The following is a 14,444-nucleotide window of genomic DNA, read 5'->3' as shown; positions in this document are numbered from 1 at the left end:
AATAAGTAAGGTTTGCTCCCGGAGGTTCATATGTTTGCCGTGAACTCCCCTGTATAATTCAAAGCGGAGATTAAACAAGCCTATTTGGAGGGATATACAATGAAAAAAGACAAGATTGGATTGCAGTTGTACACGATTCGCGACGAGCTGGCCAAGGACTTCGAAGGCTCCATTCGGCGCGTTGCCGAACTCGGGTACCATGGGGTTGAATTCGCGGGCTACGGCGGCATGGAACCGCACGCCTTGAAGCAGCTGCTTGACGAGGTCGGCCTTGTGTCGCTCGGCAGCCACGTGGGCTTGGCCCGCCTGCGGGAGCATTTCGACGAAGAGATCGAGATGAACCGCACGCTCGGCACGAAGTACATCGTATGCCCCTGGTTGCCGGAGAGCGACCGGACGAGCGAAGCGTTCGCCCGCCTCATTCCCGAGTTCGAAGAGATCGGCCGCAAGATCAGCGAGAACGGCATGGTGTTCGGCTATCACAATCATGCGTTTGAATTCGAATCGAAGCTGGGCGACGAGTATCTGTTCGACGCTCTGTTCTCGCGGACGTCCCCGGCATCGCTGCAGGTCGAGCTCGATCTGGGCTGGGTGCAGTATGCCGGACTGTCCCCGATTGATTATATCGCGAAGTACAGCGGCCGGCTGCCGCTGCTCCATCTGAAAGACTTCCGCCAAGCCGCAGGCGGAGGGCAGATCGATACGGTCGAGATCGGCAAGGGCGACCTGGATATCCCGGCGGTCATCGCTGCCGCTCGGGAAGCCGATGTCGACTGGCTGATCGTGGAGCAGGACCGCTGTGCACAAAACCCGCTGGACAGTGTGGCGGAGAGCTTCCAGTGGCTGCGGGCGAACGGCTTCGCCTAATGGCGAAGCGATGGTGAGCCAGGGGCGCCTGCGGCGGCGCCTCGCCGCCCGGCCGCTCGCGGCCGCGCTGGCGTGCGCGGCCCTGCTCGCGGGCTGCGGCGCCCGCGAGCTCGCGACCGGCGCGCTGCCGGCGGTCGCCGCGCCGACGAGCGCCGTGCTGGCGGCGACGTCCGCGCCCGAGGCGCCGGAGGCCGGCGCCACGGCAGCGCCGGCGGACGCCGTGGGCGGCGCGGCCGCTCCGGGCGCGGCGGTGCCGAGCGCTCCGCCCGGCGGGCCGGCCGCGGCAGCGCCGACCCTGGCGAGCGCGGGCCAGGCGCCGAAGCCGGGAACGCCGCCCGCCAAGCGGGCGCGGCAAGCGGCGCTCGTCTGCGTCGACCCCGGCCACCAGCGCAAAGCGAACAACGAGCTGGAGCCCGAAGGGCCCGGCTCGGATGTCATGAAGGCGAAGGTGAACGGCGGCACGGTCGGCGTCTTCACCAAGAAGCCGGAATACGTGCTGACGCTCGAGGTCTCGCTGAAGCTGCGGGACAAGCTGCAGGAGCTGGGCTACAACGTCGTGATGATCCGCGAGTCGAACGACGTGGACATCAGCAACCGCGAACGGTCGCTGCTGTGCAACGAGGCGGGGGCGGACGTAGCGATCCGCATCCATGCGGACGGCTCCAGTCTGCCGTCGGTGCACGGCATCACCGTGCTGTATCCGTCCGGCGGCGAGATGGCCGAGCCGAGCAAGGGGATGGCCGTCGTCATGCTCCGCGAGCTGATCGCGGCTACCGGAGCGAAGTCGCGGGGTGTCGTGCCGAGAAACGACTTGTCCGGGTTCAATTGGTCGACGATCCCCTCCGTCCTGGTCGAGATGGGATTCATGACGAATACGGAAGAAGACAAGCGGCTCTCTTCGGACGAGTACCAGGACCAGCTGATTGCCGGCATGGTCGGGTTCGTGCAGAAGACGTTCCCGCTCTGAGCATGAAGAAGAAGCCAGCGCGGCGAATAGGAGGCGCTGGCTTCTTCGTGTGCAACACTCAATAAGAGTTGGCCGTCCTCCGGGCGGAGACGAGCTGCGACACGCCATAAACGAGCAGCAGGACGAGCAGGACGAGCGCGGAATAACGATACATCCCGGCGTAGCCGGTGACGGACGCGATCGCGCCGAGCAGCATCGATCCGCATGCGATGCCGAGGTCGGTCGCGTTGTAGTACAAGCTGTTGGCCGCGCCATGCCGCTCGGGCGGCGTATCGCGCAGCATCCAGGCCTGCAGCGTGGGCTGAATCGCGCCGAAGCCCAGCCCGTACAGCAAAGCCGCGACGATGAGCAGCGGCAGGCTGTGCACGAACGACAGCAGGGTCAGGGCGGCGAAGAGCAGCACGGCGCTAGGTACGATGACGGCGGCGTGTCCGCGCCGATCGAACAGTTTGCCGGAGATCGGCCGGATGAGCACAATGCTGATGGCATTGAACAGGAAGAACAAGCCGATGTTCGCCAAGTGAATTTCTTGGCCGAACAGGGCGAGGAAGCTGAGCAGCCCGCCGTAGGTGACTCCTATAAACACATTCAGCAGCGCGGGAAGCAGCAGTCGGCCGCCGAATCCTGAGGCAGAGCGGCTATGGCTGCTCGCCGCTTGACCGGGCCCGTGGCCCGATGCGGCTCCGGATCGCGTCGGCTGAGGCGGAATCGAGCGGGTACCCCACAAGAGCGGGGCCATCAGCACGACGACGAAGGTCCCCGCGAGCGCCAGCTTAGGAAAGCCATAGGCGCTCATGATGGACAGCCCGATGATCGGTCCGAACGACATCGCGAGACTCGTCGACATCCCGAAGTACCCGATGCCTTCGCCGATCCGCGAGCGAGGGATAATCTGGGACACGAGCGTCGGCATGATCGTGCTCGTCATCCCGAATCCTACGCCGAAGCCGATGCGCATCAGCAGCAGCGCGGCGAAGGAATCGGCATACGGATAGGCGAGGGTAGTCCCCGCAGCGATCGCGATCCCGCAGAGGAGGATCAGGTTGCGGTGCGCCTTCTTCATCAGCGCGGCCGTCAGGAAGCGTGAGGCGATAGCCGAAAGCGCGAACAGGCTCGTGACGAGACTGACGGAGACGTCGCTTGCGTGAAACTGCTCTTTTACATAACGAGGAAATGGAGATAATAACATCTGTACGCTGATAAATAGCAGGAAGTAGCAAAACGTTAAAATCAAAAACGATCGGGTCCACAAAGCGGCAGGTCGTGTTTGTTCTAGTTGTTCAGGCATAACGTGGTTCAGTCATCTCCTAGCTTAAGAATGGCTTTCCGAGTCGAGCGTACCCCCGATGCGGCGCAGCAATTGCAGCAGCAATACATGCTCTTCCGACGATAGTCCGGCCGTAGCATCCTCGACGGTTTGCCGTTCGATCGGCACGGTCTGTTCCAGCAGGGTGCGTCCGCTCTCGGACCCATATACATGGAACGATCGGCGGTCCGATTCGCCGGCGGTTTTGTGAACGAGCCCCTTGGCTTCCAGCGCATCCAGGATTCGGGTCGTTGTCGGCCGGTCCTTTTCCGTCAGCTCCGCGATTTCCTTCTGCATCATGCCATCTTGCAGGCAAACCGTATAGAGCACGATCCACTGCTCGGGCGTAATGTTGTAGGGCTTCAGCCGCTGGGTGAACAGGTGGGAGATTTTACGGTACGTGACGCCTAGCTGGAATCCGACAGATTGCTCGAAGACCGTTCCGTTAAGGTGTGCAGGCATACTCGATCGACCCCTCCTCGATAATAGTTAGTAAGACAATTATATGTAAAACAACTAAGCGGATGCAACTCATTTTTTCATAAACGGAAGGAAGCCCTCATGAACGATCGCATCGTAATCCCTGTCTGGACGCTCGGTCTGTTCGTCGTCGTGATGAACACGACGATGTTCAACGTCTCCGTCCCCGGCATCATCCGTGACCTCGGAGTGACGGCGGATCAGGGCTCCTGGATCGTCTCCAGCTACTCGATCGGCTACGCCCTGTCCACCATCGTGTACAGCCGGCTGTCCGATGTGTACCCGATCCGCCGGCTGCTCGCCACCGGACTGATCGTGTTAGGGCTGTCTTCCGTGTACGGCTTGTTCGCCCACACGTTCTACAGCCTGCTCCTCGCCCGCATCCTGCAATCCGCGGGCTCGGGCGCGATGGCGGGACTCGGTCTCGTCCTCGCGAGCCGCTACATCCCCTTCGAACGCCGGGGCCGGGCGATAGCGATGATCTCGGCCGGCAGCGCGATGGCGTTCGGCCTCGGTCCGATCGTCGGCGGGACGATCAGCGAATTTTTCGGCTGGAACGGCCTGTTTGCCGTTACGTGCCTGGTATTGGGCATTTTGCCGGTCCTGCTCCGGCTGCTGCCGAAGGAACAGAAGCGCTCCGCGCGCTTCGACGTCTTGGGGGCGGCCCTCACGATCGTGAACGCCGCCTCCCTTCTCCTCGCGGTTACCCAGCGTTCGGTGCTCTGGCTCGCCATATGCGCGGTGTCCTTGCTGCTGCAGGGCCTGTACCTCTATCGGGCAGGACGGTCCAGGGGCACGTTCATCAGCGTCGAGCTGCTCCGGAAGCCGGCGTACCGGAAGCTGCTCGCCGTCGGCTTCTCCATTCTGGTGCTGAACATGAGCAACTTGTTCCTCATGCCCCTGGTACTGGCCGATATAGGCGATCTCTCCGAGCTCCAGATCGGACTGACCATCGCGCCAGGAGCGATCTTCTCGGCACTTATGACGCGATACGTCGGGCGTTGGATCGACCAGTACGGCAACATGCGGTTTTTGCTGGCGGGGCACGTCCTGCTAGCCGCCGTCCTAGCCTGCTTCGCCTGGAGTCCCGGCTTGCCGACGGTGGCCATCCTGCTCGGCTACTTGGTGTTCTCGCCCGCATTCACCATGACGATCGCATCCTTGAACAACGAAACCTCCAGCATTTTGGACAAGGCCCAGATCGCAGCGGGGATGGGCTTCCTGCAGCTGCTTCAATTCTTCGGCGGCTCCATCTCCGTGGCGGTCGCGGGGCATGTGATCGAGCTGACTCGCGGCGCCGTCCCGCTTCATCCGTATCAGACGGTTTACCGGCTGCTGTTCGCCGTTTGCCTTCTCTCCCTGGGGTTGCTGTGGTGGTACAAGCGTGCCCGCGCCCGCCCTGCGGCGAATATTGATTCTCCCGCGGTTTGATGCTAATGTGGATTTGGTGCTCACTATAGTAGGGTTGGGAGTTTGGGAACGATGAATCGGGAAGATCAGATTATCGGCATTACCGAGATGTTTCGCCAGATGTCCAAGAAGTGGATGCTGGATTGGAATAAAAACAAACCGAACGGCCTCTCGCCCACGCATGCGGCGATTCTGAAAATTCTGGATACGCGGGGACCGCAGAAGCCGACGAGTCTCGCGGCGGAGTTGTTCGTTACGACCGGCGGTGTGACCGGGCTTACCGATAAATTGGTGGAGGCGGGCTACGTCAAGCGCGGCCGGGATGAAGCGGACCGCCGGATCGTGTTCCTGGAAATCACGGATGCGGGCCGGGAGCTGCTGAAGGAGGTCGTCAAGCTGAAGCGGGAGCGGGATCGCAGGCTGTTCTCCGCCCTGACCGACGAGGAGATCGACACGCTGTACGGCCTGTACCGCAAGCTGACGAACGACTAGCGGCCCGGTCGCAACATGAAAAAGAAGCCTGCGTTAGCTACGCAGGCTTCTTTTTGATCTCAACCCAGCAAATGCTTGTACGGCGTATAGTCGATCTGCTCCTTCTCCAGGAAGCGGATGAGGCTCGGGTAATCGCGCTTCGGCGTGGCGAGGATGTAGCCCTCGATGCAATGCGCCTGGGTGACCTCCCGTTCCCCGCTCTCCAGGGCGACTTGGCCGATCCGGGCGGCGATGGAGTGGCGGGCGATGTCGCGGAACGGGCCGGGCACGGGCGACACCAGCTTCTCGAGGAACGACTTGGACGCCTCCGTCCACATGTGTCGGGACGTGTCGACATAGTAATTTTGCCAGTCGAGCTTCGACTTGCCGTCGGCCTTGGGCAGCACTTTCATGAATTTGCGGAACATGAAGTATCCGCCGACCGACATGAAGAATAAGAGGACGCAGGCCCAGAAAATGAGGGCGATCATGAACGTTTGGGAAGGCAATGAACTCACCTCGGTGTTCGTTAAGAGTGATGCGATGCTACCATTTTGTTGCGGGATCAGTAGCATTATACCCCATTCCCCGCTGAATTTGTAGTTTTGGCAGACCCCGGGACTTATTAAATCTTATGTGTTAAAATAGGTTGAAGCTATGATAAGGAGTGAACATCCGTATGTTGAAAATCGGTTCTCATGTATCATTTTCGGATAAAGGGCTGCTCAATGCGGCAGAGGAAGCGGTTACCTACGGCTCCAGCACGTTCATGATCTACACCGGCGCCCCGCAGAACACGCGGAGAAAGCCCATAGAGGAGCAATTCATCGCCGAAGGCAAAGACGTGATGGACAAGCACGGCATCGGCGATATAGTCGTCCACGCGCCATACATTATCAACCTCGGCTCTTATAAGGAAGATACGTTCGAGCTCGCCGTCCGGTTCCTGCAAGAAGAGATTCGCAGAACCGACTACATCGGCGTCCGCAACATCGTGCTGCATCCCGGCGCTTACACCGAGAAGGACGTAGAGTACGGCATCGCCCGGATCGCCGAAGGCTTGAATGAGGTGCTGAAGGGCACGAAGGATACGAACGTGAACATCGCGCTCGAGACGATGGCGGGCAAGGGCTCCGAGATCGGCCGCAGCTTCGAGGAGCTGGCGTCGATCATCGAGAAGGTGGAGGACAACGGCCGCCTGACGATTTGCCTCGACACATGCCACGTGCATGATGCGGGCTACGACATTGTCGACGATTTCGACGGTGTCCTCGACACGTTCGATCGGGTGCTGGGCCTTAACCGTCTGGCCGTGCTCCACTTGAACGACAGCAAGAACTTCCGCGGCGCGGCCAAGGACCGCCATGCCCCGGTCGGGTCGGGCTTGATCGGGTTCAAGGCGATGCACTACATCGTGCACCACCCGAGCCTGCAGCACCTGCCTATGGTTCTCGAGACGCCTTGGATCGGCAAGGACGAGCGGACGCAGCGGCCGATGTACGAAGCGGAGATCGCGCTCTTGCGCGGCGATGCCTCGAGCCGGTTCGGCGGCGAATTCTTCGACCATCTGGAGCAGCTCCATCACTACTTCAGCAAGGAACTGATCGATCCCCGCGAGTACGTGCTGCAGGTGTGGGACCTGCTCAAGAACGACGGTAAGGCCAAGAAGGCGGACGCCCGCGAGCCGCTGGAGCGGCTGTATGACATGGTGTTCGAGAACCGCCTGTTCCCGGAGCTGTCGGAGGAGCAGATCAACCATCGCCTGACGGCATGGCTGGCAGGCAAAGAAGTGTTCCAAACGGCCTAAAAGAAGAGAAAGATAGAGATAAAGATGATCAGGATGGACAAGTCCTGACAGGTCAGAGGAGTTATGTAGCATGAGCTTGAATCATCCATCTTCACCGGACCGGACTGACCGGTATCGCGACCGCGCCCGGATGCTCATCTCGTGTCCGGACCGCCCGGGGATCGTCGCCGCGGTATCTGCGTTCCTGGCGCGGCACGAGGCGAATATCGTGCAATCGGACCAATACACGATGCACCCGTCCGGCGGCTTGTTCTTCATCCGCATCGAATTCGACCTCGAGCGGCTCGATAGCCGGCTCGCCGAATTGGAGCGGGATTTCGCCATTGTAGCGGAGTCGTTCTCCATGACGTGTAGGATCACGGAAGCGAACCGGCGCAAACGTCTCGCGATCTTCGTCTCGAAGGAAGACCACTGCCTCCTGGAGCTGCTCTGGCAGTGGAAGGCGGGCGATCTCGATGCGGATCTGCAGATGGTCATCAGCAACCATCCGGATATGCGAGAGACCGTAGAGTCGTTCGGCATTCCCTATTATCATGTGCCGGTGACGGCCGAGACGAAAGCGGAGGCGGAACGCCGCCAGCTCGAGCTGGTGGACGGCAAGGTCGACGCGATCGTACTGGCGCGGTACATGCAAATCATCTCGCCGTACTTCCTCGAGCATTACGCGAATCGGATCATCAACATCCATCACTCGTTCCTGCCGGCCTTCGTCGGAGGCAAGCCGTATGCGCAAGCGTACGAACGGGGCGTGAAGATTATCGGCGCCACCGCGCATTACGTCACGGCCGAGCTGGACGGCGGGCCGATCATCGAGCAGGACGTCCAGCGTGTCAGCCACCGCCACAGCGTGGAGGACCTGAAGCGCATCGGCCGCCATATCGAGCGGATCGTGCTGGCCCGCGCCGTCTCCTGGCATGTGGAAGACCGCGTGCTCGTACACGAGAACAAGACGGTTGTGTTCCCGTCATAAGGTATAAGAAGAAAGCGGCTGCGCCGGAGCTTCTCCGGTACAGCCGCTTTTGCTATTTCCCGGGGTCCCCGCAAAGTAATAGGAATATTCTCCGAAGGCCTACGTCACTTTGTGGGGTTGCTTATACCTCGAGTACGATCATCTGATGGCAGAGCAGTTTCGGCAGCGTATACGACGCCCGGCTCGCCTCGCCGTCCCACTGGAACGGGAGATCCTCGCCCTCAGGGGCCAAGTAGACGCGCTTCGGCTCGGCCGGCAGCCTGACGCTGACCTCGATGTCATACAGCGGGACGAGGTCTTCGATCACCTCGACGCCCTCCCCGCGCTTCACAGGCGAAGCGTAGAGAAGATGGTTCACGTACCGGCTCTCGCCCGGCTGCTGCATCAGCGTAACGACGCCTTGGGCGGGCAAGTTCGTGCGCAGCGACTTCTCCGGCAGCAGCCGGTTCAGGGCGTGCACAACCGTTTCCTTTAGCGTCAGGCTGCCCTTCGTGGCGTAATCCTCGAAGACGTTCCACGCGATGTAGATACCGTGGGGCGATTCGACCATCCCCGGTCCGGCAGTCTGCGGATCGTTCGGCGTGTGCTGATGCGAGCTGAACGTGAAGACGTCGCGGTTGAAGTAAGGGTTTTGGCGGACGCCGAGCTCGGTGCCGCCCTGGGCGAGCGCGATCCGCTGCCCTTGCGCATAGAAGATGAACGTTCCGCGGCCCAGGCTCTGGAGCGGGAAATGGGGCTGAAAGTAATCCGGCTTGTACCCATTCTCCCCGAGCCACTCCACGCCGAGATCGATCGCGAATCCGTCCGGTTGGCCGGACCCGTCGCCCGCGCCGCCTGCCGCCTCTCTCCACAAGCCGGACCGGCCTGTAGCGAGCACACGGCCCCCGCCCGCGAGAAAGCGGTTCAGCTTACCGGCGAGCTCGGCGGTGAGCGCGATCTGATCGGGCAGAATCAGCACCTTGTACCGGCTCAGGTCGCTCTGCCAGTCGATCACGTCGAACAGGAACTTGCCCTCGAGCAGCATGCGCACCGCGCCGGCGTCGGAATGGCCGACGCGAGGCGCTTCGATGCCGAGCTCGGAATGGAGCGCCTCGACGCCGAGCAGCCCGATGTCGGCCACGCCAGTCACGTCCGTGCACCACGCTTCCTTGCGCTCCACCTCTGCATACGCGGCCCCGATGAGCCGGTAAGTCGTCTCATCCATGAGCCCGTTCGGGTGGAGCTGGTCGCCGATGGAGCAGCGGGCGCCGTTCGCGATGCTTAGCGCGGTCTCGTAGCGCAGCGCGTTCGGGTGCTTGAACCCGCCGAATTCGCCCCAGGTGGTGTGGAACTTGCCGGTCATGCCAAGGAACGGCATCCCGAGTCCGGCCGCGTAGCGGGCGGAGAGCGGGAAGTGATCGTAGCCCCAGCCGCCGGTCGGCAGCGATTCGAGCTCGAGGTGGGTATTCATGTGCGCCAGGTCGCGGCGTCCGCAGCGGATGTGCCCGCCGTTGTGGAACACGGGCAAGCCCGGCTTGATCGCATCGATCGCTGCGCGCACGCGAGCCGTGTAGTTCGCATACGTCCGCTCCCAGAGACGTTTGAAGGCGTCCGTGTCGCGCGGATCGTGCCCTTCGCGCCGGAGATCGGCGACGCAAGATTGGCAGTAGCAGCGGCGCACCGCGACGATATCGAGGAAGATGCCGTCCGCATCGTAGCGGGACACGACTTCCTCGATCTGGGCGATGAGCAGATCCAGGTAAGGCGTGTTCAGGCAAAATTCATGATAGCCCGGCTTCATGAAGCTGTCGACCCAGCGGGTGCGGTCGTTCTCGTCCCGAATGAGCCATTCCGGGTGGCGGCGGGCGAGCTTCTCGTCGAGTCCCGCGGAGATGTACACCGGCGTCTTCACCCCGATCTCATGCGCGGCCTCGATCATCGCTCCGAGCAGATCGAACTCGAGCCCGGGGTGCATCTCGTTCGCTTCGGACGGATGGTACGCCCAGCCGTGATGGCACTTGGAGAACACGGTGATGGAATCGACATGACCCAACTGCAGCATCGATTGGAATTGGGCTTTGGAGAAGTTGCGGCCGATCCCGGGGATGGCCTCCGACGTATGGAAGTCGAGATGAACTTGGCGAAAACGCATTATACCAGCTCCTTTGCTATCTTTTATGTCCATGCCTCTACAATATACCTGTTGCACGCCTAGCGATAGAGATCAGGCCGACTTAGAGCAGCACATTATCGACTATAATCCCGGCGAATGGCGGATCTCGACCAAGCTGTGATCTCACGAGATGGAATTTTTCCCTCTGGCATCATCTACAAGATTTCGCCGGAACTTGCTACAATTGAGAAGGCTTATACAGATAGCACATTCTCGACCGTAGTGTCATGTAATACTAGGAGGGAGTCTCATGCAGGTGTTGGAGATGACCATACCGCCGCTGCCCCAGCTGCTGACCGTAGGGCATGCGGTGTGGAGGGCGGGCGACCAGCATTTTCGCCGCCGGTTCGGCTTGTTCGATGTGCTCTTCATCGTTCGAGGCACGCTTCATATGACGGAAGAGGGCCAGCCCTACGATATTCAAGCCGGGCAGCTCCTGATCCTCGAAGCCGGCTTGGAGCATTGGGGCCATCGGAGCTGCAGCGAGCCGACGGAAATTTTTTGGCTGCATCTGAGGCAGGAGGCGCCTTATCGGAGTATACCGATGGAATCGGTCTCTTGGTCGTCTATGCTGCCGCAAGGCACCGATCGGGACCTCGTCCCAAACGAGCAGCATGTGTATTTGCCCAAATATGCGCATGTCGACATGGACGGGCTCCTTCCTCTATTGAAGGAGATGGTCGAGATCCACCGCACCTTGTGCCGGGAGAACGCCATGCTGCTGCATGCGAAGCTGGCCGAGCTGCTGGTCCGGCTGCAGCAGGGGCTCCGGAACAAGCAGGTGTCCCGGTCGATGAGCATGTGCGAGCAACTGAAGAAGGTGTTGCACCGTCGATTTCGGGAACCGTTCGACGCGGGGGAGCTGGAGCGGGAGCTGCATTACAACTTCGACTATGCGGCCCGCTGCCTGAAGCGTCACACCGGCATGAGTCCGCTGAAGTATCAGCATTATTTGCGAATCGAGGAGGCCAAGCGGCTGCTCCGCCATTCGTCGATGACGGTGGGCGAGATCGGCGCACAGGTGGGGTATGCGGACGACAATTATTTTATTCGGATGTTTCGGAGAACGGCGGGACTCAGTCCGGGCGCTTACCGGCAAGCGGATGGAGAAAGGCATGGATTCGAAGCCCTGTAGATTTGGAACCGGTACCCGCCCGGTCTTCTCAAGAAATTCACACGTGTGCAGTAGCAAAGCGCGAAAGCAAATGTTACAATAATGCAAGTACCTGGAGCATGCTGCAAGCCGTAGTTTACATACACACCGCACTATAAAAAGGGAGGCTAAAACCTTGTCACAACCGAATCCAACTTTAGATCAACTGTCCATCAACACGATCCGCACCCTCGCGATCGACGCGATCGAGAAAGCCAATTCCGGCCATCCCGGGATGGTCATGGGCGCCGCCCCGATGGCGTACGTCCTGTGGACGCAGCAAATGAGCCACAACCCGTCGAATCCGAGCTGGATTAACCGCGACCGCTTCGTGCTGTCGGCCGGCCACGGCTCCATGCTGCTGTACAGCCTGCTGCACCTGTGCGGGTATGACGTCACCATCGACGATCTCAAGAGCTTCCGCCAGTGGGGCAGCCGCACGCCGGGGCATCCGGAGTTCGGGCACACCGCGGGCGTCGACGCTACGACCGGTCCTCTTGGCCAAGGGATGGGGATGGCGGTCGGCATGGCGATGGCCGAAGCGCATCTCGCCGCCGCCTACAACCGCGACCGGTTCAATGTGATGGATCACTACACGTTCGTCATCTGCGGCGACGGCGATATGATGGAGGGCGTATCGTCGGAAGCGGTATCGCTCGCCGGCCATCTGAAGCTGGGCAAGCTGATCGTGCTGTACGATTCGAACGATATTTCGCTGGACGGCGACTTGAACATGGCGTTCTCGGAAAATGTGCAGCAGCGCTTCGAGGCGTACGGCTGGCAAGTGCTGCGCGTCGAGGATCAGAACGATCTGGGCGAGATCGATCGCGCCATCGCGGAGGCGAAGGCTGACACGACCCGTCCGACCTTGATCGAGGTCAAGACGACGATCGGCTACGGCAGCCCGAACAAGGGCGGCAAGGGCGGTCACGCCGGCCCGCACGGGTCGCCGCTCGGCAAGGAAGAGACGAAGCTGACGAAGCAGTTCTACGGCTGGCCGGAGGAGCCGGATTTCCTCGTGCCGGACGAAGTGCGCGCGAACTACGCCAAGGTGAAGGCGAACGGCGAGCAAGCGGAAGCCGCTTGGCGCGCTCTGTTCGCGGAGTACCGCCAGGCGTATCCGGAGCTCGCTCAGCAATTCGAGGACGCGGCGAGCGGACGGCTGCCTGAGGGCTGGGACGCGGACCTGCCGAAGTACACGCCGGCGGACAAGCCGCTGGCGACCCGCGCCGCGTCCGGCAATGCGCTGAACGCGATCGCGAAGCGCGTGCCGTACTTGGTCGGAGGCTCCGCGGACCTCGCGAGCTCGAACAACACGATGATCAAGGACGCCGGCAACTACAGCGCGGCGAACTACGGCGGCCGCAACTTCTGGTTCGGCGTCCGAGAATTCGCGATGGGCTGCGCCCTGAACGGCATGATGCTGCACGGCGGCTTGCGCCCGTACGGAGGCACGTTCTTCGTATTCTCCGACTACCTGCGCCCGTCCGTGCGGCTCGCCGCTCTGATGAAGCTGCCGGCGATCTTCGTGCTGACGCACGACTCCATCGGCGTCGGCGAAGACGGCCCGACGCACGAGCCGATCGAGCAGCTGCCCGCGCTGCGCGTCATCCCGGGCATGACCGTGCTGCGTCCGGCGGACGCGAACGAGACCTCGGCGGCGTGGCAATATGCGCTGAGCCACAACGACACGCCGTTCGCGCTCGTGCTGACGCGCCAAAACTTGCCGGTGCTGCCGGGCTCGGACGAGCTGGCGTTCGCGAACCTGGGCCGCGGCGCGTATGTGCTGGCGGACGCCACGAACGGCAAGCCGCAGGCGCAGCTGCTCGCAACCGGCTCGGAGGTGCAGCTCGCCGTAGCGGCGCAGAAGCAGCTGGCGGAGGAAGGCATCCAAGTGCGCGTCGTCAGCATGCCGAGCTGGGAGCTGTTCGAGAAGCAGCCGCAGGCGTACAAGGATTCGGTCATCCTGCCGGAAGTGAAAGTCCGTCTCGCCATCGAGATGGCGTACCCGCTCGGCTGGGAGCGCTATGTCGGCGACGGCGGCGCGATTCTCGGCATCAGCAAGTTCGGCGCCTCCGCGCCGGGCGACAAGATCATCGCCGAGTACGGCTTCACCGTGGCGAACGTGGTGTCCAAGGTGAAGGCGCTGCTGTAAGCGTAGGGTAGTCGGGTAAACTGTATTGCACTGAATTTTCATGGAAGAGGAGCCCCCATCGATGTCCCAATTTGAGAATGTAACGGTTCTGCACAAAGCGAACGTGTATTTCGACGGCAAAGTCACGAGCCATACCGTGGTGTTCCCGGACGGCTCCAAGAAGACGCTCGGCGTCATGCTGCCCGGTCAATTCGAGTTCAACACGGACTCGAGCGAGATCATGAAGTTCCTGTCCGGCGACCTGCTCGCCCTGCTGCCCGGCGAGACGGAGTGGAAGCCGTTCTCCGGCGGCACGCAATTCGACGTCCCGGCGAACTCGAAGTTCAAGGTGGACGTGAAGTCGATTACGTCGTATATTTGCTCGTTCGGCTGAGCATCACCCGCACTAAGGAAAGGCCTGTTTCGTCCCCGTTGGTGGGCGAGCGGGCCTTTTTCTTACGTTTCGGAGAAAACGAGTTTATTTAAAATTCCTCGTCTACGCGGCGTGCGACTGTGCTATAGTGTAACAATAACGCATTCCGATCCGGGTCGAATGAGGAGGTCCCAAGCGATGCAGCATCCTGTTCCGGCACCGCAACTTCAATTGCATACGCTTGCTTCCGTCGGCTGAAGACCCGAACTACGAGGGTTTGCACGAATCATCGTGTGTTTCGCTCCAGACGGGGAGTCTGGGGTTTTTTGCGTTTTTCTGGAAAGGTCGTGATAT

Annotated in this window: 13 protein-coding genes; 9 read left to right on the top strand and 4 right to left on the bottom strand. The window is 61.2% G+C overall.

What is annotated here, in order from left to right; translation table 11 throughout:
• Nucleotides 1-99 precede the first annotated feature (99 nt).
• Together ACI5FR_RS17100 and ACI5FR_RS17095 are read left to right on the top strand one after the other, a co-directional pair.
• Nucleotides 100-867 (top strand): sugar phosphate isomerase/epimerase family protein, encoded by a 768-nt coding sequence (locus ACI5FR_RS17100; protein ID WP_405456401.1) that lies wholly within the window; start codon nucleotides 100-102, stop codon nucleotides 865-867.
• A gap of 154 nt (nucleotides 868-1,021) precedes the next feature.
• The gene (locus ACI5FR_RS17095; RefSeq protein WP_405456399.1) at nucleotides 1,022-1,834 is read left to right on the top strand and encodes an N-acetylmuramoyl-L-alanine amidase; all 813 of its coding nucleotides are present in this window, start codon (nucleotides 1,022-1,024) and stop codon (nucleotides 1,832-1,834) included.
• Between the two features lie 58 nt (nucleotides 1,835-1,892).
• Here ACI5FR_RS17095 and ACI5FR_RS17090 read toward each other — a convergent pair whose 3' ends face one another.
• Together ACI5FR_RS17090 and ACI5FR_RS17085 are read right to left on the bottom strand one after the other, a co-directional pair.
• Complete coding sequence (locus ACI5FR_RS17090; RefSeq protein ID WP_405456397.1) at nucleotides 1,893-3,068, bottom strand: MFS transporter; 1,176 nt, start codon at nucleotides 3,066-3,068, stop codon at nucleotides 1,893-1,895.
• Between the two features lie 78 nt (nucleotides 3,069-3,146).
• On the bottom strand, nucleotides 3,147-3,602 hold the full coding sequence (locus ACI5FR_RS17085; RefSeq protein WP_405456395.1) for a MarR family winged helix-turn-helix transcriptional regulator: 456 nt from the start codon (nucleotides 3,600-3,602) through the stop codon (nucleotides 3,147-3,149).
• A gap of 99 nt (nucleotides 3,603-3,701) precedes the next feature.
• Here ACI5FR_RS17085 and ACI5FR_RS17080 point away from each other — a divergent pair, with 99 nt between their 5' ends.
• Both ACI5FR_RS17080 and ACI5FR_RS17075 read left to right on the top strand, forming a co-directional pair.
• On the top strand, nucleotides 3,702-5,051 hold the full coding sequence (locus ACI5FR_RS17080; protein WP_405456393.1) for an MFS transporter: 1,350 nt from the start codon (nucleotides 3,702-3,704) through the stop codon (nucleotides 5,049-5,051).
• A gap of 51 nt (nucleotides 5,052-5,102) precedes the next feature.
• A complete protein-coding gene (locus tag ACI5FR_RS17075) occupies nucleotides 5,103-5,522 on the top strand; it encodes a MarR family winged helix-turn-helix transcriptional regulator (RefSeq protein WP_405456391.1) in 420 nt (139 codons plus the stop codon).
• A 59-nt stretch (nucleotides 5,523-5,581) separates the two neighbouring features.
• Here the strand turns inward: ACI5FR_RS17075 and ACI5FR_RS17070 are convergent, their stop codons facing one another.
• Nucleotides 5,582-5,992, bottom strand: coding sequence for a DUF2621 family protein (locus tag ACI5FR_RS17070; RefSeq protein ID WP_405456439.1), 411 nt, complete (start codon nucleotides 5,990-5,992; stop codon nucleotides 5,582-5,584).
• Between the two features lie 188 nt (nucleotides 5,993-6,180).
• Between ACI5FR_RS17070 and ACI5FR_RS17065 the strand changes: the two genes are divergently transcribed.
• Together ACI5FR_RS17065 and purU are read left to right on the top strand one after the other, a co-directional pair.
• Nucleotides 6,181-7,308 (top strand): deoxyribonuclease IV, encoded by a 1,128-nt coding sequence (locus ACI5FR_RS17065; RefSeq protein WP_405456389.1) that lies wholly within the window; start codon nucleotides 6,181-6,183, stop codon nucleotides 7,306-7,308.
• A gap of 70 nt (nucleotides 7,309-7,378) precedes the next feature.
• Nucleotides 7,379-8,278, top strand: coding sequence for a formyltetrahydrofolate deformylase (gene purU, locus ACI5FR_RS17060; RefSeq protein ID WP_405456388.1), 900 nt, complete (start codon nucleotides 7,379-7,381; stop codon nucleotides 8,276-8,278).
• A 121-nt stretch (nucleotides 8,279-8,399) separates the two neighbouring features.
• Here the strand turns inward: purU and ACI5FR_RS17055 are convergent, their stop codons facing one another.
• Nucleotides 8,400-10,409 (bottom strand): beta-galactosidase trimerization domain-containing protein, encoded by a 2,010-nt coding sequence (locus ACI5FR_RS17055; RefSeq protein WP_405456387.1) that lies wholly within the window; start codon nucleotides 10,407-10,409, stop codon nucleotides 8,400-8,402.
• Between the two features lie 271 nt (nucleotides 10,410-10,680).
• On the opposite strand from ACI5FR_RS17055, the gene ACI5FR_RS17050 reads away from it, so the two are divergent.
• From ACI5FR_RS17050 to ppnP, 3 genes are all read left to right on the top strand, one after another.
• A complete protein-coding gene (locus tag ACI5FR_RS17050; protein WP_405456384.1) occupies nucleotides 10,681-11,565 on the top strand; it encodes an AraC family transcriptional regulator in 885 nt (294 codons plus the stop codon).
• 154 nt (nucleotides 11,566-11,719) lie between these two features.
• Entirely contained in the window at nucleotides 11,720-13,738 is a 2,019-nt protein-coding gene (gene tkt / locus ACI5FR_RS17045; RefSeq protein ID WP_405456382.1) for a transketolase, read from the top strand.
• 61 nt (nucleotides 13,739-13,799) lie between these two features.
• Entirely contained in the window at nucleotides 13,800-14,111 is a 312-nt protein-coding gene (ppnP, locus tag ACI5FR_RS17040; RefSeq protein WP_405456379.1) for a pyrimidine/purine nucleoside phosphorylase, read from the top strand.
• Nucleotides 14,112-14,444: the final 333 nt, after the last annotated feature.

This window comes from Paenibacillus sp. HJGM_3, assembly GCF_045062745.1.
Classification (GTDB): Bacteria; Bacillota; Bacilli; order Paenibacillales; family NBRC-103111; genus Paenibacillus_AA.
This window is presented reverse-complemented; position numbering and strand designations above follow the sequence as displayed.

Bases quoted from the DNA above. Each gene is read 5' to 3' on its own strand.
- ACI5FR_RS17100 (WP_405456401.1), top strand. From the start codon at position 100: ATGAAAAAAGACAAGATTGGATTGCAGTTGTACACGATTCGCGACGAG.
- ACI5FR_RS17085 (WP_405456395.1), bottom strand. From the start codon at position 3,602: ATGCCTGCACACCTTAACGGAACGGTCTTCGAGCAATCTGTCGGATTC.
- ACI5FR_RS17080 (WP_405456393.1), top strand. From the start codon at position 3,702: ATGAACGATCGCATCGTAATCCCTGTCTGGACGCTCGGTCTGTTCGTC.
- ACI5FR_RS17075 (WP_405456391.1), top strand. From the start codon at position 5,103: ATGAATCGGGAAGATCAGATTATCGGCATTACCGAGATGTTTCGCCAG.
- ACI5FR_RS17070 (WP_405456439.1), bottom strand. From the start codon at position 5,992: ATGATCGCCCTCATTTTCTGGGCCTGCGTCCTCTTATTCTTCATGTCG.
- ACI5FR_RS17065 (WP_405456389.1), top strand. From the start codon at position 6,181: ATGTTGAAAATCGGTTCTCATGTATCATTTTCGGATAAAGGGCTGCTC.
- purU (WP_405456388.1), top strand. From the start codon at position 7,379: ATGAGCTTGAATCATCCATCTTCACCGGACCGGACTGACCGGTATCGC.
- ACI5FR_RS17055 (WP_405456387.1), bottom strand. From the start codon at position 10,409: ATGCGTTTTCGCCAAGTTCATCTCGACTTCCATACGTCGGAGGCCATC.
- ACI5FR_RS17050 (WP_405456384.1), top strand. From the start codon at position 10,681: ATGCAGGTGTTGGAGATGACCATACCGCCGCTGCCCCAGCTGCTGACC.
- ppnP (WP_405456379.1), top strand. From the start codon at position 13,800: ATGTCCCAATTTGAGAATGTAACGGTTCTGCACAAAGCGAACGTGTAT.